General features: G+C 65.3%; 16 protein-coding genes, 3 rRNA genes and 1 pseudogene. 3 read left to right on the plus strand and 17 right to left on the minus strand.

Annotated features, from left to right (window positions below):
- Position 1: 1 nt before the first annotated feature.
- Positions 2–691, minus strand: a complete 690-nt coding sequence (locus tag G6N67_RS34205) for a hypothetical protein (protein WP_036439516.1) — start codon at positions 689–691, stop codon at positions 2–4.
- Positions 672–2,442: pseudogene (locus G6N67_RS34210) on the minus strand (thiamine pyrophosphate-binding protein). Before G6N67_RS34210 ends, G6N67_RS34205 begins: the two are co-directional and overlap by 20 nt.
- Before the next feature lie 1,226 nt (positions 2,443–3,668).
- Between G6N67_RS34210 and G6N67_RS34215 the strand changes: the two are divergent.
- From G6N67_RS34215 to G6N67_RS34225, 3 genes are read left to right on the plus strand one after another with little or no spacing between them, the layout of a single operon-like run.
- Positions 3,669–5,015, plus strand: coding sequence for a cytochrome P450 (locus tag G6N67_RS34215; RefSeq protein ID WP_036439514.1), 1,347 nt, complete (start codon positions 3,669–3,671; stop codon positions 5,013–5,015).
- The gene (locus G6N67_RS34220) at positions 5,012–6,340 is read left to right on the plus strand and encodes an FAD-binding oxidoreductase (protein ID WP_036439512.1); all 1,329 of its coding nucleotides are present in this window, start codon (positions 5,012–5,014) and stop codon (positions 6,338–6,340) included. Before G6N67_RS34215 ends, G6N67_RS34220 begins: the two co-directional genes overlap by 4 nt.
- 21 nt (positions 6,341–6,361) lie before the next feature.
- Positions 6,362–7,117, plus strand: coding sequence for an O-methyltransferase (locus G6N67_RS34225; protein WP_036439510.1), 756 nt, complete (start codon positions 6,362–6,364; stop codon positions 7,115–7,117).
- Between the two features lie 5 nt (positions 7,118–7,122).
- Here the strand turns inward: G6N67_RS34225 and G6N67_RS34230 are convergent, their stop codons facing one another.
- The 15 genes from G6N67_RS34230 to G6N67_RS34295 form a co-directional block, all read right to left on the minus strand.
- Complete coding sequence (locus tag G6N67_RS34230) at positions 7,123–8,235, minus strand: methyltransferase (RefSeq protein WP_036439508.1); 1,113 nt, start codon at positions 8,233–8,235, stop codon at positions 7,123–7,125.
- Between the two features lie 271 nt (positions 8,236–8,506).
- Positions 8,507–9,454, minus strand: a complete 948-nt coding sequence (gene xerD, locus G6N67_RS34235) for a site-specific tyrosine recombinase XerD (RefSeq protein WP_036439506.1) — start codon at positions 9,452–9,454, stop codon at positions 8,507–8,509.
- Positions 9,451–10,071 carry an NUDIX domain-containing protein gene (locus G6N67_RS34240; protein ID WP_036439504.1) on the minus strand — a complete coding sequence of 207 codons (621 nt, stop codon included), beginning with the start codon at positions 10,069–10,071 and terminating at the stop codon, positions 9,451–9,453. Before G6N67_RS34240 ends, xerD begins: the two co-directional genes overlap by 4 nt.
- Positions 10,064–11,830: a CTP synthase gene (locus G6N67_RS34245; protein WP_036440590.1), complete on the minus strand. Its 1,767-nt coding sequence runs from the start codon at positions 11,828–11,830 to the stop codon at positions 10,064–10,066. Before G6N67_RS34245 ends, G6N67_RS34240 begins: the two co-directional genes overlap by 8 nt.
- A 132-nt stretch (positions 11,831–11,962) precedes the next feature.
- Positions 11,963–12,904 carry a copper transporter gene (locus tag G6N67_RS34250; RefSeq protein ID WP_163642410.1) on the minus strand — a complete coding sequence of 314 codons (942 nt, stop codon included), beginning with the start codon at positions 12,902–12,904 and terminating at the stop codon, positions 11,963–11,965.
- A gap of 3 nt (positions 12,905–12,907) precedes the next feature.
- Positions 12,908–14,104 (minus strand): putative cytokinetic ring protein SteA, encoded by a 1,197-nt coding sequence (gene steA, locus G6N67_RS34255; RefSeq protein ID WP_036439502.1) that lies wholly within the window; start codon positions 14,102–14,104, stop codon positions 12,908–12,910.
- Positions 14,105–14,196: 92 nt separating this feature from the next.
- On the minus strand, positions 14,197–15,963 hold the full coding sequence (recN, locus tag G6N67_RS34260; RefSeq protein WP_036439500.1) for a DNA repair protein RecN: 1,767 nt from the start codon (positions 15,961–15,963) through the stop codon (positions 14,197–14,199).
- 6 nt (positions 15,964–15,969) lie between these two features.
- On the minus strand, positions 15,970–16,893 hold the full coding sequence (locus G6N67_RS34265) for an NAD kinase (protein ID WP_036439498.1): 924 nt from the start codon (positions 16,891–16,893) through the stop codon (positions 15,970–15,972).
- Complete coding sequence (locus tag G6N67_RS34270; protein ID WP_036439496.1) at positions 16,890–17,699, minus strand: TlyA family RNA methyltransferase; 810 nt, start codon at positions 17,697–17,699, stop codon at positions 16,890–16,892. The genes G6N67_RS34265 and G6N67_RS34270 overlap by 4 nt, the downstream gene beginning before the upstream one ends.
- 6 nt (positions 17,700–17,705) lie before the next feature.
- Entirely contained in the window at positions 17,706–17,864 is a 159-nt protein-coding gene (locus tag G6N67_RS38885; RefSeq protein ID WP_165572185.1) for a hypothetical protein, read from the minus strand.
- A gap of 13 nt (positions 17,865–17,877) precedes the next feature.
- Complete coding sequence (locus G6N67_RS34275; RefSeq protein WP_036439494.1) at positions 17,878–18,894, minus strand: HAD-IIA family hydrolase; 1,017 nt, start codon at positions 18,892–18,894, stop codon at positions 17,878–17,880.
- A 1-nt stretch (position 18,895) separates the two neighbouring features.
- Positions 18,896–19,735: a hypothetical protein gene (locus G6N67_RS34280; RefSeq protein ID WP_073913019.1), complete on the minus strand. Its 840-nt coding sequence runs from the start codon at positions 19,733–19,735 to the stop codon at positions 18,896–18,898.
- A 143-nt stretch (positions 19,736–19,878) separates the two neighbouring features.
- Positions 19,879–19,991 (minus strand): 5S ribosomal RNA (rrf, locus tag G6N67_RS34285).
- A gap of 126 nt (positions 19,992–20,117) precedes the next feature.
- Positions 20,118–23,238 (minus strand): 23S ribosomal RNA (locus G6N67_RS34290).
- A gap of 371 nt (positions 23,239–23,609) precedes the next feature.
- Positions 23,610–25,127, minus strand: a 16S ribosomal RNA gene (locus tag G6N67_RS34295).
- Together the 16S, 23S and 5S rRNA genes form the textbook arrangement of a ribosomal RNA operon.
- Between the last annotated feature and the right edge of the window lie 202 nt (positions 25,128–25,329).

Consider the following 25,329-nt stretch of genomic DNA (forward strand, 5'->3'; position numbering starts at 1 on the left):
CTCAGCCGCCGTTCGCAGCGGTCGGTGCCCGCATCCAGTCCGGCGTGACCGGTAGGCCGTTGTGGTGGCGGTATTCGGCGATCGCCTTGAGGTTGCGCAGCTCGAGCAGGTGCCCGGCACCGAACATGTCCCAGAAGTCACCGACCCACACGGGCCGCTCCGGTGGTGCGGTCTCGGGATAGGCGTTGTTGTCGTAGAACGGGTGGTGGCAATTCGTCCACAGCACAACCGATCCCGGCTTGTTGAGCACCACCTGCGCATCGACGACGCGCATGAGGTAGATCATCCACAGGTGCAGGCCCTGATCCCACGCGCAGTGGTAGTCGACTGTCCGTGATTCGGGGTTGGCCACCGTGCGTGTGAAGATCTTGGTTTCCGAGCCGAGTTTGTCCCAGGCCAGCCACAGGCCCGGCTCGTCGGTCTCCTCGAACCCCCGCAGGCTGTAGGTCCACTCCTCCAGGCAGCGGGTGTCGGCGAGGTATTCGTAGAGTTCGTCGGGCGGGCAGTCGATGTAGTCGGTGACGGTGCAGTACTGACCGAACACTTCGTCGTGCGGATACACCGACCGCATCATCTCCAGGATGATCGGCGTCGCCTTCTCGCGCGGCGACGTCTCGATGCGGTGCACCCCCTCGATCGGGTCGGTGGTACCGGTATGGCTGACGATGTCATCAAGCGCTGGCAGGGACATTGATCGTGTCCTCCTGTTCGGTGGGTTGGCAGGGCGGTTGGCACTCCTGGGCGGCCGCGTGAATCGCCGTGAGGAATGGGACGAACGGCGGGATCTCGTCGGCTGAGCATTCGACGCTGACCACGGCCGGGCCGTCGGTATGCATGGCGGTGGCCAGCGCCGCGGGCAGGCGGTCGATATCGGTGACGTCGGTCGAGACGAGGCCAGGGAACATCGCGGCGAGCCCGGCCCCGAGCCGGCTCGGCGTGAACCGGTTGTAGCTGTACAGGTCTCGGTAGTAGAGCTGCTCTCGCGTCACGCACATGGCGTGGGCGTTGTTGTTGAACAGCACCACGGTCACGGGCAGCCGGTACTGGATCGCGGTGTGCAGTTCCAGGCCGTGCATGTAGAACGATCCGTCGCCGGAGATGATCACCGTGCGTTCCCGGGGCCGGGCGAACGCCATCCCGATCCCGGCGCCGAAGCTGTACCCCATTCCGCCCATGCCGAGCGCGACGACGAAGCGACCGTCCCGGCGGACGGGAAGGTAGTGCACCGCAGCGGCTCCGGTGTTTCCGGCGTCGACGACGATGTTGGCCCCGTCGGGCAGAACCCGGTCGAGTTCGGCCATTGCTTCGCGGTACCGGATCCCGTCGTCCGCACATCGTGGCGGCGCCAGCTCGGTGTGTGGCACGCGGTCCGGGACGCGTACGCCGAGCGGCCTGCCGTGGCCGGTGAGCGCCCGGGTCAACTGCGTCAGCGACTCCCGCAGATCCTCGGTCTGGACGTGCGTGCAGGGGAGGTACGGTGCGGCAGAACCGATCGAGTACGTGCGCGACGGAGTCAGCACGTCGTCGAGACCGGCGCGGGCCATCACCGGAAGCCTGGTTCCGACCAGGAGACACACCGCGCTGCTGGCGAGCGCCTCGACGGCGCCGGGATGGCCGATCACGCCCGTGACGCCGAGCGCCGACGACGATCCCAGTCCCGGGATACCGGCGACGTCCTTGGCATCGGGTACGCACGCCACCCGCGCGCAGCACCGCGCGCAACCGTTCCAGTTCAACCCTCGCGTCGTCGCGAGCCACTTGCTCGCCGGCGACGATCGTGACCGGCCCACGGGCCCTGCGCAATGCCCGTACCAGTGGATGCGGGTTGCCGACCTGCCGCTGAGCGGGTTGATGGCCGTTGCGGTGCTGCTCGGGCCTGGTGATGGTCTCCTGTTGAATGTTCTTGGGCAGCAACAGCACCGCGGGCCCGCCGGTTCGGGCGGCCGCGATGGCGCGGGGCAGTGCGTCGACGATGTCCGTCGCTTTGGTCACGCGCTCGCAGAACACCGAGATGGCGCCGAACAGATCCTCGGCGTTCAGTGAGCCGTTGCAGCCACTGGTGTCCTGGAAGCTGCCCCGTCCGTCGAGCGGCATAGGCGCCTGCCCGACCAGCGCCAGCACCGGAACCCGGCTGGCAAGCGCCTCCCCCAACCCCGGAATGAGGTTGAGCGAACCGCCACCGGACGTCGCGGCCACGACCCCGAACCCCTTGCCGGCGCGGCTGTATCCGTCGGCCATCACGGCCGCGGAGAACTCGTGCTTGGCAAGTACGGCGGTCAGGTCGGACCGGAAGTACGCGGCGTCGTAGAGATCTTCGATGTTGGCGCCGTCGACGCCGAAGATGTGCGTCACGCCGACAGAGGCAAGGTGGCCGACGATGTGGTCGACGACTCGATATGCAGTTCCCGAGCGCTCCTGCGCTCCCGCTCCCTCGGCTGCCATATTCACCCTCGGATATATCGCCCTGAAAACAATGCGCCGATCGCATCCACGTTTGCGACGACGCGGAGAGCAACAAGGTACAACAGAGTTCCAACGAAGATAAGAGATATGCGATCTACAGTTTCGTGATAGTTTCGCTATCAACTAACGTCCCTATGACGACCGTGTTTCATGATCAATTCTGTCGCCGTCATGCTGGCGCTTTACGCACTGGTAGCAACTTCTGGCGAAACTGATCTAGAAAAATCCGGCCTAATAGATTCATGTCGAACTAGCGTCTGTCGACAGCATCTGACCGACGTTTGGTTGCACGATCAAAGAACAGTCACGTCCGGTTCGGGGCAGGCACCACAGAGCGCTTCGGGGCGCGGGCACGACCGCACCTGGCCGCGCCGCGGCCCGCGCCGGCCACTGTACGTGTGCTGTGAAAAACGCGTTTTCGTTGCCAAGAGTGCGGTAACCGTGCAGATACAAGGCTAAATAAACTTACTTGACACGTAATTCGCGAGTGCGGGCGCGCGCTGAGCCCGTGGCCGACAGCGCGGCACGACGCCCGCCGCCCGCAGACAAATCACGCGCACGATCACGTTGGGCGAGGCGCCTGTCGAGCTCTTCGAGGATCACGACCGACCGGTTGACACCACCCGCCACCGATGCCGAGATACTTGCGTAAGTAACAATTGCCCGCGGGGTTCCGGTATGTCATTCTGGGATTCTCGCAAATAAATGCCGTTGCCCGATCGGGCACACAAATCCAGGGAGGTCACCGTGTTCTATCGTCGGCACCTCTCGGCGTATATCCCAGCATTGCGTTTAATTTCGCTATTTGACCAAATCGAATTCTTCTCCTTGCTCGCAAAAATAAGATTCTTTACTAGAACTGCACAGGGTGGTCCCACTCCTGCCGCCGTGCCGCCAACACATCCTCGGCCTCTCGTCAAGCTCGGCACCGTCGACGACACGACCGCGGCGAGGGCGACATCGGCAGCCCCCGTGTCACCGCGATCACCTCGTCAAACGGCCCGGACCTGCACAAACACCGCGGAGTCCCCCGGCACGAACGTGCCCGACAACTCCGTCGGCTCCCCCGGCCCAAGCGATCACCGGGAACCGCATCGACACCCGGATTCGCATACCGGTCGATACGGAATGCGGCCGGCTGCAGTTCAACCGCCATTCCGCAATGGATTTGACGGTTACGTCAGCACCCGGGGAAGGCCGAGGTAATGGCCGCGCAGTTGGTGAAGTCGCCGCTCGGGTTAATGCGAGCGGCCTCGGCAGGGCTCGACCCGGTCGGATTCTTTCGTCGTCATGCCGCGCAGCCGTGCCCTTTCGAGCTGAGCTTTCCCGGCCTGGGCCAGGTGACGTTCTTCGGAACCCCGGACGCCGCACGCGACATCCTCACCGTCCCGGCAAATCTCAGCGAGGCGCCCACCCCGAACCCGATCGAAGCCGTCGTCGGTCCAGGGTCGCTGATCCTGCTGTCGGGCGAACAGCACCGGCGCGAACGCAGCCTGCTGCAACCGGCGTTCCACGGAGAGCGGATCAAGAGTTACGGCGACATCATCGCAGCGGCGACCGCCGACGAGATCCGTTCCGTACGGCCCGGCGAGTCGATCGGAGTGCGCGAGCTGGCTGTCGCCATCACTCTGCATGTCGCCATCCGGGTGGTGTTCAGTGTCGCCGACGCCGACCGGCGCACGGAATACACGCGTGCCGTCACGGCTCTCATGCGCGCCAACACGGCGCCGCTGATGCTCGTGCCCGCGCTGCGCCATGAGTTGGGCGGGCACGGCCCGTGGGCCCGGCTGGTCCGGTTGCGCGACGATCTCGACCGGTTGCTGTCCGACGACATGGCCCTGAGGCAGCCGGACAGCCTCGCCGGAGCCGACATGCTCGACGTGCTGCTCTCGGCGGTCGATCCCGATGCCACCGGAGAGCCGGGCCTGGCCATCCACGACCAACTCAGGACGCTGCTCGCGGCAGGCCACGAGACCACGGCCACCTCGATGATGTGGGCGCTGTACCACATCTACCGCGACGAGTCGGTACGCGCACGCGTCGCCGCGGAGCTGGCGCACTGCCGCACCCCGGCCGAGATCACCGCCCTGCCCTACCTGGGTGCCGTCATCAAGGAGGCGCTGCGGCTGCACCCGCCGGTGCCGATCGTGTTGCGCAGGCTCAAGGAGCCTCTGACGGTCGGAGGCGTCGACTGCGCGGCCGGCAAGATCGTCGGGATCGCCCTGTACGCCTTGCATTTCAATCCGTCGGTATGGCCCGATCCCGACCTGTTCGACCCGGACCGCTTCCTGCGATCACGGATCTCGCCATTCGAGTACGCACCGTTCGGCGGCGGATACCGGCGCTGCATCGGCGCGGCGTTCGCCTCATGCGAGCTCGCCGTGGCGATTGCGACCATCATGCAAACCCTGGAACTCCGGATGCCCGAACGCGAGCAGAACCGCCGCGAGCCTCGCAGTGTGGCAAGAGGAATCGCCGTGGCGCCGGCGCGCGAGATCACCCTCGACGTGATCGACCGTCAGCCGGTTGCGGTGACAGGAGGTGGAAGATGACCGGTCGGCAGCTTCGGCGCGGAACCGACGATTACGAGCAGGCGCGCCGCGCCACCGTCTGGAACGGGCTCGTCCCCGACCGCTATCCCGACGTGATCGTCCAGGCACTCGACGCCGCCGACGTGGCCACCGCGCTCGCCCAGGCCGCCACCGAAGATCTACCGGTCAGCGTGGTGTCCGGCGGGCACAGCTGGGCGGCCAGCCACCTTCGGGACGGCAGCATGCTGATCGATGTCAGCCGCCTCGACGAGGCCGTGGTCGACGCCGGGCGCATGACCGCGGTCGTCGGGCCCGGCAAGGTGGGCAGCGAACTCGCGGCCGAGCTCGACAAGCAGGAGCTGTTCTTCCCGGCCGGGCATTGCGAAGGCATCTGCCTCGGTGGTTACCTGCTGCAGGGCGGCTACGGCTGGAACAGCCGCGTGCTGGGGCCTGCGTGCGAAAGCGTGATCGGCATCGACGTCGTCACGGCCGACGGCCGACAACTGTACTGCGACGCCGAGAACAACGCCGACCTCTACTGGGCGGCACGCGGCAGCGGGCCCGGGTTCTTCGCCGTGGTGACGGCATTCCACCTGCGAGTGCACCCGCGCCCGCCCGTGTGCGGCAGCTGTCTGTACATCTACCCCGTCGACGTCGTCGACGAGGTCTTCACCTGGGCACGTGAAGCCAGCGCCGCGATCGACGACCGCGTCGAGCTGCAGATCATCACGTCCCGCAATCTGCCCGCGTTGGGCCTCGACCATCCGACCATCGTGGTGGCCTCGCCGGTGTTCGCCGATGACGAGGAGACCGCGTCGAACGCGCTCGCGGTGTTCGGCAGCTGCCCGGTCGCCGACCGGGCGATCGTCAAGGTGCCCTATGCCAAAACGGATCTGGCCGGCTGGTACGGCGCGGTCATGAGCAACTACCCGACCGGGCACCGCTACGTGGCGGACAACATGTGGACGGGCGCCTCGGCCGCCGAACTGCTGCCCGGCATCCACCGCATCATCGACACCATGCCGCCGCCGCCCTCACATTTCCTGATGTACAACTGGAGCCCCTCGCCCACGCGCGCCCACGAGTTCTACGGGTTGGAGGACGAGATCAACATGGCGTTGTACGCGGTCTGGGACGACCCGGCCGATGACGAGCGCTACAGCGATTGGCCCCGCGCCAGCATGGCGGCGATGGCCCACCTCGCGAGCGGTGTTGGCCTGGCCGACGAGAACCTGGGTCGACGCCCGGCCCGCTTCGCCACCGACCAGAACATGGCCCGCCTCGACGCGGTGCGGGCCACGTACGACCCGCAGGGCCGCTTCAATGCCTGGATGGGCCGAGTGTGATTGCGGTACCGTCACTTTCCGATGGCATGGCAACGGCACGCCCCGTTTCTCCGCTGGTCGTTCTGGCGGATGGCGATGAACCAGCACAAGATTCCGGTCACGGGCCAGATCGGCGACGGGCGTGAGGCGGCCGCGGCCGACTATGTCGAGGCCCACGCCCGCCGCGGCGACATCGACGACGTGCTGCGCACGATCGACGAGTTCGCGTACACCAAGTCCTTTCTGATCAACATCGGGGACGAGAAGGGCGTGTTGCTGGACGCGGCGGTCCGCCGCGCCGACCCGGCCCGGGCGCTCGAGCTCGGAACGTACTGCGGCTACGGCGCGCTGCGCATCGCCCGCGCAGCGCCGCGGGCGCACGTGTACTCGGTGGAGTTGGCGGCGGCCAACGCCGAGGTGGCCCGCCGGATCTGGGCGCACGCAGGCGTGGCGGACCGGATCACGTGCGTGGTCGGCACCCTCGGCGACGGTGGCCGCACCCTCGACACGCTGGCCACCGACCATGGATTCGACTCGGGAAACCTCGACCTGCTCTTCATCGACCACGACAAGTCGGCCTATCTGGCCGACCTGCTGAGCGTCCTGGACCGTGGCTGGCTGCATCGCGGGTCGATCGTGGTGGCGGACAACATCAGGATTCCGGGAGTCCCGGACTATCGCAACTACATGCGCGCACAGCAGGATTCGCGGTGGGACACCGTGGAACACAAGACCCACGGCGAGTACCAGACGCTGATCCCCGATCTGGTGCTGGAGTCGGAATACCTGGGCGGCTGAGAGCCTCAGGCTGCGACGGCCTCGATCAGCGACAGGTGGGTGACTGTCGGAACCACGCGCTGCAGTTCGAACCCGGTCTCGGTCAGCAGATCCGAAATCTCCTGCTGACTGCGTTCGCGGCCACCGGCGAAGATCATCATGTCCAGGTCGAGCAGCTTGCCGAAATGGGTGGTGTTGCCCGGCGGGATCACGGTCTCGACCACCAGCAGTTTCGACAGCGGGGACATCGCTTCGCGGACGCGGCGCAGCACCGCCGCGGCCTGATCGTCCTGCCAATCGTGCACGACGTGTTTGAGCAGATAGATGTCTCCGCCGGTGGGAACCCGGTCGAAGAAGGAACCGGCGCTGATCGTGACCCGATCGTCGACCCCGGCCGACCGAAACACCGCGCGCGCACGGCTTTCCAGTGAAGCCTGCTCGAGCAGCACGCCGCGGGACTGCGGGGCGGACTTCAGCACTGCCGCCAGCATCTGCCCGTTGCCGCCACCGACATCGACGATGGTGCGCGCCTGCGTGAAATCGTAGGCGGCCAGTATCGGCGGGATCGCCAGGGACGTCACGCACGTCATGGCGTCGTTGAACACGCGCGCGGTTTCCGGATCCTGGTCGAGAAACTCGAAAAGGCCCATGTCGTGGTCGGATTCGAGAGTGGTCCGCCCGGTGCGGACCACCTGGGCCAGGTTGCCGAACTGCTCCCAGTACAGGGGGTGGCTGAGCATCATCAGCAGCGGACGGATCGACATCGGCGCGTCGGTGCGCAACGGCTCGGCCATCGACGTCATCTCGAACCGGCCGTCCCGCCGTTGCCGGAAGATGTGCTGCGTCGCCAGCACCCGCAACAGCCGGTGCACGGCATCCGGGTCGGCGTCGATGCGTTCGGCGATCTGACCCGCCGTGAGCGGACCGGCTGCGAGCACGTCGGCGATGCCCAGCCGGGCCGCGGCGAAAATCGTCTGCGAGACCGCGAACCCCATCGTGAGGTCAAGCACTCCCGCGAACGGCGGCACCATCTTGCACCGCACCCGGTGCAGCCCCGCGCGGACCGACTCGACGGCGCGGGCCAGCCTCGGCGGTGGGAGCTTCGGCGGCGAGTCCGGTTCGGCTGATCGGTTGATCATGAAAGGCACCTCCGGACCTTCGCTGACAAGCTTTCGAAAGGGAATATAACGTCACCGTCAACGGCCGGGAAGGTTTCCTGGAAGAACGCTGTGAAGTTGTTTCCCCGGCAAATTCATCGCGCCGGGGGTCGCTCGGAGAACACCAGCGCCCCAAGGTGTTTCGGAGTCGCATCAACGTGTTGCGCTGCGCCGGAAGGCACGCAATCAGGCGAATCAGGTTGATCGGGCAAAAAGACGGCGCCCATTGGCGCCGTGACCGTCGGTCAGTTCGCTACCGGGCCCGCGGATGGGCGCCTGCCCACACTTCGCGCAACGTGTGCACGGTGACCATGGTGTAGATCTGCGTGGTGGTCACCGAAGCGTGACCGAGCAGTTCCTGCACGACGCGCACGTCGGCGCCGCCGTCGAGCAGGTGGGTCGCGAACGAGTGCCGCAACGTGTGCGGCGACACCGCCGAGGTGATGCCCGCCCGCTCGGCGGCATCCTGCAGCACCTGCCACGCACTCTGCCGCGACAAACGGCCGCCGCGGACGTTCAGGAAGATGGCCGGGGTGCCGCGGCCGCGCCGGGCCAGATCAGGCCGGCCGCGTACCAGATAGGCATCCAGTGCACTGACGGCCGGTCGACCGATCGGCACCAATCGCTGCTTGCCGCCCTTGCCCCGCAGCAGCACCGACCGCGCCTGGGTGTCGATGTCGTCGATGTCGAGCCCGACCGCTTCGGAGATCCGGGCACCGGTCGAATACAACAGTTCCAGCAGCGCGCGGTTGCGTAGCGTCAGTGGACCGTCGGCCTCGCTGTCCCCGCCCGAGGCCTCCAGCAGTGCGAGCACCTCGTCGAGGGTGAGGCTCTTGGGCAGCCTGCGGCTCGGGGTGGGCGGCTTGACGGCCCGCGCGACGTCGAGTTCCGCGAGGCCCTCGGCCACCGCGAACCGGTGCAGGCCCCGCACCGCGACCACGGCCCGGGCCGCCGACACCGCCGAGAGCGCGATGTGGCCCGCCTCGGGATCGCCCCGGCGCAGCGCCACCAGGAAATCACTCACGTCGGATTCGGTGACCTTGGCCAGGTCGTCGATGCCGCGCCGCGTGAGATGGTCGGCGTACCGGCGCAGGTCACGCCGGTACGAGCTCAGCGTGTTGGCCGCGACCCCGCGCTCGATGGTGAGGTGGTCGAGGTAGCCCTGCAGCTGGTCTTCCAGCACCGGCCGAAATGTCGTCACAACAGGCCTTTTCGCCGCCAGAACGCAGTCGGCCGGTCGGTCCACGGCGCGTCGACAGGCCGCAGGGACTCCGCATCGGGCACGGTGTGCGCGGCCAGGATTCCGGCCACCGCGATCGAATTGACGATGTCACCGGAGAACACCCGGGCCACCGCCTCGCTCAGCGGAATCCGTTCCACGAGCATGTCGGCTTCCTCGTCGTGCGCTTCGGGCCGTCCGACGTCGGTGAGCCCGGTCGCCAGAAAGATCCGCACGCTCTCGTCGGAGAACCCGGGGGCCGAATCGAGGTCCACCAGCACCCGCCACCGCGCGGCCGCGAGGCCCACCTCTTCCTTGAGTTCACGCGCCGCGGTCACCTCGGGTGGTTCGCCGCCCAGATCGAGTAGCCCGGCGGGCAGTTCCCACAGCCTGCGCCCCAGCGGATGCCGGTACTGGTACACCAGCACCACATTGCCGTCGTCGTCGAGCGCGACCACCGCCACGGCGCCGTAGTGCTCCACCACCTCGCGCCGGGCGGAGGTACCGCCGGGCATGCTGACTTCGTCAGCCCGCAACGCGAAAATCTTTCCGACGTAGACGGTTTCGCTTGCCAGCGTCTCGAAGTCGTGTTCAGCCACGGACGTCGGATTTCTCCAGGGACTCGGCCAAGGCCTCTTCGGTGTGCTCGGCACCGTTGGCGAACTGCTCGGGCAGATCCATGCCGGGCAACCGCTCCTCGGCCTTGTAGCCGAGGGCCGCCCCGATGAAGGCCGCGAACAGCGGGTGCGGCCGGGTGGGCCTGCTCTTGAGTTCCGGGTGCGCCTGCGTGCCGACCAGGAACGGATGAACCTCGGGTGCGTATTCGACGAACTCGACCAGGTGGCCGTCGGGCGAGGTTCCGGAGAACCGCAGCCCGCTCTCGGAGATGCGATCCCGGTAGGCGTTGTTGACCTCGTAGCGGTGGCGGTGCCGCTCGGACACCTCGGTCGCCTGATAGGCCTGGGCCACAACCGACCCCGACTGCAACACGGCCGGATAGGCGCCCAGCCGCATGGTGCCGCCCAGATCGGCCTCGCCGGCGACCGCGTCGCGCTGGTCGGCCATGGTGGAGATCACCGGGTCGGGGGTGTCGGCGTCGAACTCGGCCGAGTTGGCCTCGGTGATGCCGACCGAGCGGGCCGCCTCGATCACGATGCACTGCAGGCCCAGACACAGCCCCAGCACCGGCAGCCCACGCTTGCGGGCGTAACGGATCGCGCCGATCTTGCCCTCGATGCCACGGATGCCGAAGCCGCCCGGGATCAACACGCCGTGCACGTCGGACAGTGCCGCGGCCGCACCGGCCTCGGACTCACAGTCGTCGGAGGCGACCCACCGCATCTCGACCTTCGCCCGGTGCTTGAATCCGCCGGCTCGCAGCGCCTCGGCGACCGACAGGTAGGCGTCCGACAGGTCGATGTACTTGCCCACCAGCGCGATCCGGACCGTTTCCTGCGGATCGTGCACCCGACGCAGCAGATCGTCCCACTCGGTCCAATCCACGTCGCGGAACGGCAGATTGAGCCTGCGCACCACGTAGGCGTCGAGCTCCTCGCGATGCAGCACCTTGGGGATGTCGTAGATCGACGGGGCGTCCGGGGTCGAGATCACGCCGTCCACGTCGACGTCGCACATCAGCGCGATCTTGTTCTTGAGCGGCTCGGGGACATCACGGTCGCACCGCAGGATCAGTGCGTCCGGGGTGATGCCGATGCTGCGCAGCGCGGCCACCGAGTGCTGGGTCGGTTTGGTCTTGAGCTCACCGGACGGCGCCAGGTAGGGCACCAGCGACACGTGCAGGAAGAAGCAGTTCTCCCGGCCGACCTCGTGACGAACCTGGCGTGCCGCTTCGAGGAACGGCAGCGACTCGATATCGCCTACGGTGCCACCGATCTCGGTGATCACCACGTCCGGGCGGTTGCCCAAGACATCGGGCTCGGCCATGGCCATGATGCGGTTCTTGATCTCGTCGGTGATGTGCGGGATTACCTGCACGGTGTCGCCGAGGTACTCGCCGCGGCGCTCCTTGGCGATCACCGTCGAGTAGACCTGACCGGTCGTGACGTTGGCCGAACCGGACAGGTTGCGGTCGAGGAAGCGCTCGTAGTGGCCGACGTCGAGATCGGTCTCGGCACCGTCCTCGGTGACGAACACCTCGCCGTGCTGGAACGGGTTCATGGTCCCGGGGTCGACGTTGAGGTAGGGGTCCAGCTTCTGCATGGTGACCTGCAACCCCCGCGCGGTCAGCAACTGACCGAGGCTGGACGCGGTCAACCCCTTACCGAGAGACGACACCACACCACCGGTGACGAAGAGGTGTTTGGTGGCGGTGTGCGGGTGCTTGCGTAAGGCGGGCAAAAGCATCCTCCGTGACGACGGGCAGGGGATCGCTGAACTAGCTGGGGCCTGCCGACCCACGGAATCTCACCTTAACACCGACGCCGACAAGTCGTCGCTGGCGCGCCGCGAGCACCCGGCGTCCGGATCGCGTTATTGCGGCAGCGTCACCGAGGCGGCACCCCGGCCGGTGCCGTACTGTCCCGGCTTGCCCCCGCCGACAAGATCGCCCAGCGCGAGGACCGCGGTGATCTGGCCGGCACTGGAGCTGCCGTCGTCGACCGTGCTGACGGCTGCGCTGAGCGCCGGATCCGACCTGGTCACGGCGACCGGACCGGCTCCGGACGCGGATCCGTCCCGGCCCACGAGAACGGTCCCGGAACCGTGCGGAGCGAGGCCCGCCGCTAGCCGTGCGACGGTCGCGCCGCGGTTGCCTGCGTCCTCGCCGAGCGGCGCACCGGTCACGATCAGCGCGGTGTTTGCCGCACCGATGTGCTCAGCGTCATAGGTGAGGAACCCGGTGTCGCGCAACGCCTCGAGCACGGTCTGTCGTTGCGCGTCGTCGACCGGAGCCGTGGCCGGGTTCTTGTCCGTCAGCAGGGCGATACCGAGCAGATCCCCCGCCTGCGAACCCTGATCGACCGCGACGGTGCTGAGCTGCCTGCCGGCCGGGACGATCGGCGAGTTCACCACCGACAGCAACTTGTCGGCGGAGTTGGCCTCCACGAACTCGTTCGTCAGCGCCACCGTGCCGGTGACGGCGCCGCCGGCCTGGCCGATGAACCGGGTGATCGCGTCGACATCGGCGTCGGCGGCATCGGGTGTCCTGAACACCACCACGGTCTTGTCCTTGAGGACGTCGCGCACCATGCGTGGTGCCAGTTGCGCATCGAATTCCGATGCGGCGTTGAGCTTCTCGTTGAGCGCGTTCTTCTCGTCGGTCAGCGTGTCGATCTGGTGCTGCAGATCCTGCTTGTCGCTACGCAGGCCGGACAACACGGTGTTCGACAGCAGCCCCGAGCCCAGCGCCACGCCGATCGCCAGCGCGAGAAAAACCGCGGCCAGCGAGATCGCGTGGGTCCGAAGTGATATCACCGCTCACCCGCCTACCGAGCCCACCAGATCCTGCACCCAGGCGGTGAACTGATGCCAATAGTCCGCGGCCCAGTCGAGCACCGCGGCATCGGCCCGCGAAACCCACAGCGCGACGATCACGGCGACCAGCATGGCCAGCACCAGCAGCGCGATCGCGCCGCCCGACACCCGGCTGCGGTACAGCGTCGCGACGGCCTTGGCGTCGACGAGCTTCTCTCCCACCTTCAACCGGGTCAGGAAGGTCGACGGATTGCTGCGTTGGCGGGACCGGTCGAAGAACTCCTCGATGTTGGCGGTGTGCCCGGCCGTCACGATCAGCGCGGCTCCGTGGTGATCGCACAGCAGCAGCGCCAGGTCGGCTGCCGAACCGGCGGCCGGGAACGTCATCGCCCCGATCCCCAGATCCTGGATGCGCTCCAGACCAGCGGCATGCCCGTCGGCGTCCGCGGGCAGCACCACCTGCGCGCCCGACCGCAGCACCTCGACGCTCATCTTGTCGGGGTCGCCCACGATGAGAGCCGGGCGGTACCCGGCCTTGCGCAGCACGTCGGCGCCGACCCCGACGCCGACCAGCACCGGTTGATACTCCTTGATGAACGGCTTGAGCGCCTTGAGATCCTCGGCCGCATCGGGTTCCTCCGCGACGATCACGACGTGCCTGCGGCGCAGGTCGACGTCGATGTTGGGAATGCCGATGCCGTCGATCAGCAGCGGGCTCTCACTGCGGATGAATTCGATGGTGTTGCCCGCGAAGGCTTCCAGGTGCGCGACGAGCCCGCTCTTGGCCTCGTGCATGAGCTCGTGGATCTCGTGGTCCGTGCGCTCGGTGCCCAGGGCTATGCGACGGTCGCCCGCGTAGACGCCACCGTTGTGCAGGCGGACCCGCGCACCGTCCTTGACCTTCTTGAAAACCTCGGGCCCGGCCTCGTCGATGAGCGTGACGCCGTTGGCCACGAGCACCTCGGGGCCCAGGTTCGGATAGCGTCCGGAGATCGACGGCGACGCGTTGACCACTCCCGCGACGTTTGCCTCGACGAGCGCGTCTGCGGTGATGCGGTCGAGATCCTGCGCGTCGAGCACCACGATGTCGCCCGGGCCGACGCGGCGCAGCAGTCGATCGATGTCGCGGTCCACGCGGGCGGTGCCGGTGACGCCGGGGCGTGAGCTGGCATTGCGGGCAAGCAGCGCTGACATCTTCATGCCGCGATTCTGTCGGTGATCAGCGGCCGAGGGGTGGAGGCGCGCCGTAACACCAGCCCCACAAGTTCGCTTCAGTCACACGAGTAACAGGCTCAATCGGCCGCGTTGCGCTCTTGCTGAGCCGCCTCGAGCAACTCCCTTGCATGTGCCCGGCCACTGTCGGACTCGCCGAGGCCTGCCAGCATTCGCGCCAGTTCGGCGACCCGGTCGTCGTCCTCGATGCGGCGCACCCCGCTGGATTTGCTGCGGCCGTTGCCGCTGTCCACCACGAGGTGCACGTCGGCATACGCCGCGACCTGCGGCAGGTGCGTGACCACGATGACCTGGTGGGTGCGGGCCAACCGGGCCAGCCTGCGCCCGATCTGTACAGCCGCCCGACCACCGACCCCGGCGTCGACCTCGTCAAACACCATCGTGGTGCCCGCTGCGGATGCCGAGAGAACAACCTCAAGGGCCAGCATCACGCGGGACAGCTCACCGCCCGACGCGCTCTTGGTCAGCGGCAGCACGTCGGCACCGCGGTGCGCGCTGAAGCCGAACTCGACCGCATCGACACCGTCGTGACCGGCGTGCACCACCGATCCGTCGGACAGCTTGAGCGGCGCGGAATCGTCGGCGCGCGCGGCGAGCGGTCCCACCGAGATGCTGAACAACGCGTTGGCCATCGCCAGCCCGGACAGTTCGGCGGTCACCGCCTTCGCGAGCCCCTTGGCGGCCTTGCTGCGCGCCTTGGTGACGTCGCCCGCGGCCGCGACCAATTCGGCCTCCAACTCCCCCACCCGGCGCTCGAGAACCGCGAGGGTTTCCTCGGACACGTCGAGCTGCGCGAGCCGTTCGGAGGCCTCCTTGGCCCATGCCAGCACCCCGTCGATGTCGGCGGCGTACTTTCGGGTCAGCGTGCGCAGCTCCCCCTGGCGGGTCAGCTTGCTCTCCAAAGTGCTTGCATCAGTGGGAAGTTCGGAAAGATAGTCACCGAGCTCCGCGGTGACGTCGCTGATCACCGCAACGGCTTCGCCCAGCCGAACGGCCAGCGCACGCAGCGCCGCGTCATCGGAGGACTCCAGCGCGGCCTTGGCCTGCCCGACGCCGTCCGCCGCCGACACCGAATCCGGCGTCGGATCATCGAGCGCGCCGGACAGCGCAACCCTGGCTGACTGCGCGGCCTCACGCAACGCATCGAGTTCAGAGAGGCGCCTGATATCGGCGACGATCGCCTCATCCTCACCCGGTTGTGGTGCGACAGCATCGATCTCGTTGATTCCGAAGCTCAGCCGGTCGGCCTCCTGGGCCAGCTCCCGCGCACGCTGTTTGCGGTCGGCCAGGTCACGCCGGGCCGCGACCCACTGCTCACGGATCCGGCGGTAGCGCGCCAACGGCTTCTCGACGTCGGCGAACCGGTCCAGTGCGGCCCGCTGCTCGTCCGGGCGCATCAACCGCAGCTGATCGTTCTGGCCGTGCAAGGTCAGCACCTCGGCGGTGAAGTTGCTCAGCAACTTGGCCGGGACGCTGCGGCCACCGAGGTAGGCCCGCGACGGGCCGGCCCGGCTCACCGAGCGCGCAGCGATGACGCTGCCGTCGTCGTCCCGCTCGGCACCCGAGGACTCGAGGATGCCGTCCACCCGGTCCGACACGTCTGTTCCGAGTTCTGTTGTGCTGAAGCGTCCTTCGACCACGGCCCGGTCGGCACCCGACCGCACCCGGGTGGCGTCGGCCCTGGCACCACCGAGCAGATGCAGCCCGGTGACCACCATGGTCTTGCCGGTTCCGGTTTCGCCCGTCAGCACCGTGAGCCCGCGGCCGAACTCCGCGGTGGCAGCGCTGATCGCGCCCAACGACTCGATACGAATCTCGGCTAGCACTGGCGGTTACTGCCCCCGCCAACCCGTGACCGGCAGCCGGAACTTGCGCACCAGCCGGTCGGTGAACGGTGCGCTGTCGAGCCGCACCCACTTCAGCGGGGTGCCGCAGCGGGTGACCTCCAGCCGCCCACCCGCAGGCACGACCATCTCGCGCCGACCGTCGCAGAACACCAGCGCGTCGTGGCCGCCGGCTTCGATCTCGATCGCGATCGAAGCCGCCGGGCTCGTCACCATCGGCCGGGCGAACAACGCGTGAGCATTGTTGGGCACCACCAGGATTGCCTCCAGATCCGGCCACAGCACCGGCCCGCCCGCGGAAAACGCATACGCGGTCGATCCCGTGGGCGTGGACACCAGCACACCGTCACAGCCGAATGCCGACACCGGCCTGCCGTCGACCTCGAGGACGACCCCGAGCACACCGAGGCGCGGGCCCTTTTCGAGGCTGGCCTCGTTGAGCGCCCAACCGCGGTTGACGACTTCGTTGCGGGCGCGTACCACGACGTCGAGCGTCATCCGCTCCTCGATCCGGTAATCCCGGTCGATCACCTTCTCCAAGACGTGGTCGATGGCCTCGGCTTCGGACTCGGCCAGGAACCCGATCCGGCCCAGGTTCACACCGAGCACCGGGATCTCGACGTTGCGAGCCAGTTCGGCCGCGCGCAGGAACGTCCCGTCGCCGCCGAGCACCAGCACGAGCTCACAGCCCTCGGCAGCGCGCTCGTCCGCGTTGACCACCTCGATGTCGACTCCGAGCGCCCGCATGTCGTCGGGCGCCAGGTGCAGCGGGCCGCGGTCCACCGCCTCGGCCGACAGCACCCGCAGGCCGATGCCGTTGTCGCCCAGCACCTTCTCCACTCGGCGTGCCACCTCGGTGGCCTCCTCGCGGCCGGTGTGTACCACCAGCAGTATCGTGCGATCGCACGTCATTGCGGCCCCTCCTCGACCGCCCGGCGTACCGCACCCTCGAGTGACTCGCCGTGCAGTGGTTTGTCCGTTTCGGTACGCAGGTGCAGGAAATATTCGACATTTCCCGACGGGCCCGGCAACGGGCTCGCGGTCACGTCGACCGCATGCCAATTCAGTTCGGCCGCTCGCCGCGCGACCGTGCACACCGCGTCGATGCGCAACTCAGGGTCGCTCACCACGCCGCCGGCACCCACCCGGTCCTTGCCGACCTCGAACTGCGGCTTCACCATCGGGACGATATCGGCGCTCGATTCGGCACACGCGGTCAGCGCGGGCAAAACCGTCGCCAGCGAGATGAACGACAGATCGGCCACCACGAGTTCGACCCGGCCACCGATCGCCTCGGGTGTCAGTTCCCGGACATTGGTGCGCTCGAGCACCACGACGCGTGGATCCGACCGTAGGGACCAGGCCAGTTGCCCATAGCCGACGTCGACCCCGACGACTTCGCGGGCACCGCGATCCAAGAGCACCTCGGTGAAGCCTCCGGTCGAAGCGCCGGCATCCAGACACCGCTTGCCCTCGACCGGCAGACCGAAGGCGTCGAGCGCTCCGATCAACTTGTGCGCTCCGCGCGACACCCACGAGCGGGTGTCGCCGGTCGCGACCGTGATGTTGGCGTCGACGGCGATGGCGGTCGCAGGTTTGGCGGCGGGCATGCCGTCGATACGAACCAGACCGGCCCCGATCAACTCCGCGGCCTGCTGACGCGACCGGGCCAGCCCACGCCGCACCAGCTCGGCGTCAACGCGAGCCCGCCGTGCCACCCGGGTTCACCTGTCCACCGATTCGAGCGCCCGGACAAGCACATCGTGGGCTTCTTCCAGCCGCGAGGCCACCATGTCGATCTCGATGTCCGGAGACGACGGATCCGGCAGACCTGCCAGCATTTCGGCGATCTGTGAACGCAGTTGATCGGCGTCGGTAGTCATAGCGCTACTAACGCTAGTCGATGGGTGTCGACAGCAGCGACCAACGTTGCAGCGCCTGGCGCGCCGTGCCGTCCCCGGCGCACACGTCGAATTCGCCGTGATCAAGGTCGGCGGCCCACACCGCGTGAGCCGTCGCACGCAGCACCGCCAACGAATCGTCCGGCTCCGGGCCGGCCGAGTACACCGTGACCTCGGTCGCGGTGACGTCGACACGCCACGCGGCGTGCGGCGCAACGCGCAGGGTGTCGGCGTCGACATGCAAGCCGCGCAGGTCTTCGGCAATGTAGTCGGGTCGCTCGGCCAGCGACGAATGCAGCACGTCCGCCGGGGTGCTCACTCCGGTGAGCACCATGAGGCTCGGCACTCGCGCGGCGTTGGCACCGGCGATGTCGGTGTCCAGCCGGTCGCCGACCATCAGCGGCGACTCGAACGAGCCGCGGGTCAACGCATCCATGAGCAGGGGTGGCAGCGGCTTGCCCGCAACCTGAGGCTCGCGCCCGGTGGCCGCCCGCAAGGCTGCGACCATGGAACCGTTGCCGGGCAACAGGCCGCGCTCGGACGGCAGGGTGAGATCCACATTGGCGGCAACCCACAACGCACCGGCCCGGATCGCCAGGGCCGCCTCGGCCAGTTGCTGCCAGCCCGTGTCCGGCGAATGGCCCTGCACCACCGCGACGGGATCCTCGGTGGCCAACCGGACCGGCTTGAGACCGACATTGTCGATCTCCTGCGCCAGCGCATCGGTGCCAACGACGAGGACAGCCGCACCGGGCGATAGTTGCTCACCGAGCAGACGGGCCGCGCTCTGCGCGCTGGTCACCACATCGTCGGTGTCGGCGTGGAATCCGAGTTCGCGGAGGTGCTCGGCCACCTGCTGCGGCCGCCGCGAGGCATTGTTGGTGACGTACAGCTTCCGGGCCGCGACGGTGGCCAGGCTGTCAAGAGCGCCCGGCGTCGGCTCATGGCCGCGGAAAACCGTGCCGTCGAGATCCAGCAGCAGACAATCGTGCTCCTGCGCCAGCGTCGTCACGTCAGGACAGCTCCGTGATGCGGTCCTCGGCGTCCGTGACACCTTCCACGTCGGCGGCCGCCGCATGGATGAACCACTGCAAAGCCTCTTCGCCACGCCCCAAGGCCAGCAGGATGTCGGCGTACACGTAGAACAGCCGGGCCGCGGTCTGGCCGGTCCGGGCCGGATCCAACGGCGGCGACGACAAGATGGCCAGCGCCTGCTCGAACTGCTGTAGATCGGACCTGGCGCCTGCGGTCACGATCCGCAGCTCGTCGGCGTCGTCGCCTTCGAGCGCTGCCGCCTCTTCACTGCGCGCCAGTTCGATGGCGCGCTCGGGGCGCCCGACGCCACGCTCACAGTCGGCGATCATGGGCAGCAGCGGGGATTTACTGCCCATCCGGCGCGCGGCGCGCAGTTCGGCGAGGGCCTGCGCCCAGTCACCACAGTGGTATGCCGCGATCCCGACCGCCTCGCGTACCGCCGCGATCCGACCGGCCCGATTGCGGGCGGCGCGCGCATGCGCCAGGGCGGTCTCGGGATCCTCGTCGAGCAGATTGCCGGCCGCGACAAGATGGCGGGCCACGTAGTCGGCCGTCGACTTGTCCAGGGTCACGAGTTCGCGGCGAATCTCCGGGGCCAGTTGCCTGGCTTCGATGTCCGCGGAAAGTCGAGGCGCTTCGGGCTTGTTGTCCGTCTCGACCTGAGGCTGGGCCGAACGCGCCCGGTTCGGACCCGATGAACGTGGCGCAGCGGGCCGGGAATCGTGCGAACGTCGACGCTGTCCACCGTTGTCTGCACCGCGGCCGCTGCCGGCTCGCCGCGGACGGCGCTCACCGCCGCCTTGTCTGTCTCCGACCACGTGTGCCTTTCTACCCGCCCCTTGCAGCAAAGGATACTGGCAGGTGCTGGGGCCGACATAATCGCGCTATTGACAATGGCAAATTCGGACGACAAAAAGAGAATCACCCCCCACATAAATGTGGGGGGTGATTCCTAATTTGTGTTCGGCGGTGTCCTACTTTTCCACCCGTGTGGGTAGTATCATCGGCGCTGGTAGGCTTAGCTTCCGGGTTCGGGATGGGTCCGGGCGTTTCCCTGCCGCTATTACCGCCGTAACTCTATTCTCTTGTGTGTTCAAGAGTAAATCTGTGTTGTTTTGGTGGTGGGGTGTGGCACCCCCGGGTGTGGGGGTGTGTGTGGTGTGGTTGCGTGCGGTGTCGTTTTTCCCTGTGTTTGGGGGTTGTTGTAAGTTTTCGGCCGGTTAGTGCCAGTTCCCTGAACACATTGCTGTGCGTGTAGGTCTGGTCTATCGATCCCGTGGTCTGCGGGGGGCCTTATCCCTCTAAAAGGGTGAGAAGCCTGGTCTTGGAGGGGGTTTCCCGCTTAGATGCTTTCAGCGGTTATCCTGTCCGAACGTGGCGATCCAGCGGTGCCCCTGGTGGGACAACTGGTAGACCAGAGGTTCGTCCGTCCCGGTCCTCTCGTACTAGGGACAGGTTTCCTCAAGCTTCTGACGCGCGCGGCGGATAGAGACCGAACTGTCTCACGACGTTCTAAACCCAGCTCGCGTGCCGCTTTAATGGGCGAACAGCCCAACCCTTGGGACCTGCTCCAGCCCCAGGATGCGACGAGCCGACATCGAGGTGCCAAACCATCCCGTCGATATGGACTCTTGGGGAAGATCAGCCTGTTATCCCCGGGGTACCTTTTATCCGTTGAGCGACACCCCTTCCACTCAGAGGTGCCGGATCACTAGTCCCGACTTTCGTCCCTGCTTGACATGTACGTCTCGCAGTCAAGCTCCCTTGTGCACTTACACTCAACACCTGATTGCCGTCCAGGTTGAGGGAACCTTTGGGCGCCTCCGTTACATTTTAGGAGGCAACCGCCCCAGTTAAACTACCCGCCAGGCACTGTCCCTGAACCCGGTTCAGGGTTCGAGGTTAGAGGCCCAATACGATCAGAGTGGTATTTCAACAACGACTCCACACTAACTGGCGTCAGTGTTTCACAGTCTCCCACCTATCCTACACAAACCGTATCGAGCACCAATACCAAGTTGTAGTGAAGGTCCCGGGGTCTTTTCGTCCTGCCGCGCGTAACGAGCATCTTTACTCGTAGTGCAATTTCGCCGAGTCTATGGTTGAGACAGTTGAGAAGTCGTTACGCCATTCGTGCAGGTCGGAACTTACCCGACAAGGAATTTCGCTACCTTAGGATGGTTATAGTTACCACCGCCGTTTACTGGGGCTTAAATTCTCCGCTTCACCCCAAGGGGTTAACGGGTCCTCTTAACCTTCCAGCACCGGGCAGGCGTCAGTCCGTATACCTCGTCTTGCGACTTCGCACGGACCTGTGTTTTTAGTAAACAGTCGCTTCTCACTGGTTTGTGCCACCCCCTACCGCTACCCACCGCAAAGGTGTTGACGGTGTGGGTTCCTTCTCCCGAAGTTACGGGGGCATTTTGCCGAGTTCCTTAACCATAGTTCACTCGTACGCCTTAGTATTCTCTACCTGACCACCTGTGTTGGTTTGGGGTACGGGCCGTGTATGTCCTCGCTAGAGGCTTTTCTTGGCAGCATAGGATCACCGAATTCGCCTCAAACGGCTATGCATCACCTCTCAGGCTGTATGAAACGCGGATTTGCCTACGTTTCGCCCTACCGGCTTACCCCAGTACAACCACTGACTGGTACGGCTACCTTCCTGCGTCACCCCATCGCTTGACTACTACCAACGAAGATCCCATGCAGCCCCACCAACGCCGCACCCCGAAGGGATTGGTCACGGTGGTTTTGGATGGTTAGTACCGCTGATTCATCAGGGACGCACATACACGGGTACGGGAATATCAACCCGTTGTCCATCGACTACGCCTGTCGGCCTCGCCTTAGGTCCCGACTCACCCTGGGCGGACTGGCCTGGCCCAGGAACCCTTGGTCTTTCGGCGGGCAAGGTTCTCACTTGCCTAATCGCTACTCATGCCTGCATTCTCACTCCCACACCCTCCACCACTCGATCACTCGGCGGCTTCACCGGATGCAGGACGCTCCCCTACCCAACGACACAAGATCGTTGCCGCGGCTTCGGCGGTGTGCTTGAGCCCCGCTACATTATCGGCGCACAATCACTTGACCAGTGAGCTATTACGCACTCTTTCAAGGGTGGCTGCTTCTAAGCCAACCTCCTGGTTGTCTTCGCGACTGCACATCCTTTTCCACTTAGCACACGCTTAGGGCCTTAGCCGGCGATCTGGGCTGTTTCCCTCTCGACGCACGGAGCTTATCCCCCGCCGTCTCACTGCCACACTCTTAGACTTGTCGGCATTCGGAGTTTGGCTGACGTCAGTAACCTAGTAGGGCCCATCGGCCATCCAGTAGCTCTACCTCCAACAAGAAACATGTGACGCTGCACCTAAATGCATTTCGGGGAGAACCAGCTATCACGGAGTTTGATTGGCCTTTCACCCCTACCCACAGCTCATCCCCTCAGTCTTCAACCTAAGTGGGTTCGGGCCTCCACACGGTCTTACCCGCGCTTCACCCTGGCCATGGGTAGATCACTCCGCTTCGGGTCCAGAACACACCACTACACCAACCCCTACGGATTGGATACGCCCTATTCAGACTCGCTTTCGCTGCGGCTACCCCACCCGGGTTAACCTCGCGACATGTCCCTGACTCGCAGGCTCATTCTTCAAAAGGCACGCCATCACCCCACACAAAAGCGAGGGCTCTGACGGATTGTAAGCGCACGGTTTCAGGTACTCTTTCACTCCCCTCCCGGGGTACTTTTCACCATTCCCTCACGGTACTAATCCGCTATCGGTCACTGGGAAGTATTCAGGCTTACCGGGTGGTCCCGGCAGATTCACAGCAGATTCCACGGGCCCGCTGCTACTCGGGAACACCATCCAAGGCAGATGTCAGGTTTTCACGTACCGGGCTCTCACCGTCTACGGCAGGCCATCCCAAGCCACTTCCGCTAACCACAACATTTTCTCACTACCCTCCAGGTGAGTAGACCTGGACAGATGGATCCCACAACCCCGCACACACAACCCCTACCCGGTATCACATGCATACGGTTTAGCCATCCTCCGCTTTCGCTCGCCACTACTCACGGAATCACAATTGTTTTCTCTTCCTACGGGTACTGAGATGTTTCACTTCCCCGCGTTCCCCCCCAACGCCTATACATTCAGCGTTGGGTGACACGACATCACTCGTGCCGGGTTTCCCCATTCGGACATCCTCGGATCCACGCTCGGTTGACAGCTCCCCGAGGCATATCGCAGCCTCCCACGTCCTTCATCGGCTCCCAGTGCCAAGGCATCCACCATGCGCCCTTAAACACTTACAACACAAAAAACCAAATATCAGAGAAAAATTACACCACAACAAACCACACACCACACCGAAACCCCAAAGGGCCCCCATGCGGCACACGTGCGGCTTGATGCTCGCAACCACTATCCACAAATCAAACACCACACCCCACCACCAAAGTGAGGCAACAACACGCCGACCCCCGCAACCGGAAGCCACCCCCACAAAGAGGGCACGGGCCTGTTGTCTCAAAGCCCAATAGTGTGTTCAGCGGTTCCTCACCAACGCTTTCCCGCGCCGGCTCACATGTTTGTTGTTGCACCAAACCCCGGTCACTACAACCAGACAGGTTCCTCACGGCTCGACCGGAACCCAGTGTCCCGATCCTCTCGTGGTGCTCCTTAGAAAGGAGGTGATCCAGCCGCACCTTCCGGTACGGCTACCTTGTTACGACTTCGTCCCAATCGCCGATCCCACCTTCGACGGCTCCCTCCCACAAGGGGTTAGGCCACCGGCTTCGGGTGTTACCGACTTTCATGACGTGACGGGCGGTGTGTACAAGGCCCGGGAACGTATTCACCGCAGCGTTGCTGATCTGCGATTACTAGCGACTCCGACTTCACGGGGTCGAGTTGCAGACCCCGATCCGAACTGAGACCGGCTTTGAAAGGATTCGCTCCACCTCACGGCATCGCAGCCCTTTGTACCGGCCATTGTAGCATGTGTGAAGCCCTGGACATAAGGGGCATGATGACTTGACGTCATCCCCACCTTCCTCCGAGTTGACCCGGCAGTCTCTCACGAGTCCCCACCATAACGTGCTGGCAACATGAGACAAGGGTTGCGCTCGTTGCGGGACTTAACCCAACATCTCACGACACGAGCTGACGACAGCCATGCACCACCTGCACACAGGCCACAAGGGAACCGACATCTCTGCCGGCGTCCTGTGCATGTCAAACCCAGGTAAGGTTCTTCGCGTTGCATCGAATTAATCCACATGCTCCGCCGCTTGTGCGGGCCCCCGTCAATTCCTTTGAGTTTTAGCCTTGCGGCCGTACTCCCCAGGCGGGGTACTTAATGCGTTAGCTACGGCACGGATCCCAAGGAAGGAAACCCACACCTAGTACCCACCGTTTACGGCGTGGACTACCAGGGTATCTAATCCTGTTCGCTCCCCACGCTTTCGCTCCTCAGCGTCAGTTACTGCCCAGAGACCCGCCTTCGCCACCGGTGTTCCTCCTGATATCTGCGCATTCCACCGCTACACCAGGAATTCCAGTCTCCCTGCAGTACTCCAGTCTGCCCGTATCGCCCGCACGCCCACAGTTAAGCTGTGAGTTTTCACGAACAACGCGACAAACCACCTACGAGCTCTTTACGCCCAGTAATTCCGGACAACGCTCGGACCCTACGTATTACCGCGGCTGCTGGCACGTAGTTGGCCGGTCCTTCTTCTGCACATACCGTCACTCGCGCTTCGTCTGTGCTGAAAGAGGTTTACAACCCGAAGGCCGTCATCCCTCACGCGGCGTCGCTGCATCAGGCTTGCGCCCATTGTGCAATATTCCCCACTGCTGCCTCCCGTAGGAGTCTGGGCCGTATCTCAGTCCCAGTGTGGCCGGTCACCCTCTCAGGCCGGCTACCCGTCGTCGCCTTGGTAGGCCATCACCCCACCAACAAGCTGATAGGCCGCGGGCCCATCCCACACCGCAAAAGCTTTCCACCCCAGACCATGCAGTCCGGAGTCCTATTCGGTATTAGACCCAGTTTCCCAGGCTTATCCCAAAGTGCAGGGCAGATCACCCACGTGTTACTCACCCGTTCGCCACTCGAGCACCCCGAAGGGCCTTTCCGTTCGACTTGCATGTGTTAAGCACGCCGCCAGCGTTCGTCCTGAGCCAGGATCAAACTCTCCAAACAAAAACCCCCCGGACAAACCAGGGCAGAATTCGAATCAGAAAAATCCGATCACAAACAAAAGACACCAAAACTGGCATCAAAAAACAACAACCACACCCTAAACGGGAAAAAGAATGTGGCCAAAAACAACAAACAAAAACCACCAAACACACTATTGAGTTCTCAAACAACACGCCCGAGCTGACCGCGCAACAATCCCGCG

The organism is Mycolicibacterium mageritense (assembly GCF_010727475.1).
GTDB lineage: Bacteria > Actinomycetota > Actinomycetes > Mycobacteriales > Mycobacteriaceae > Mycobacterium > Mycobacterium mageritense.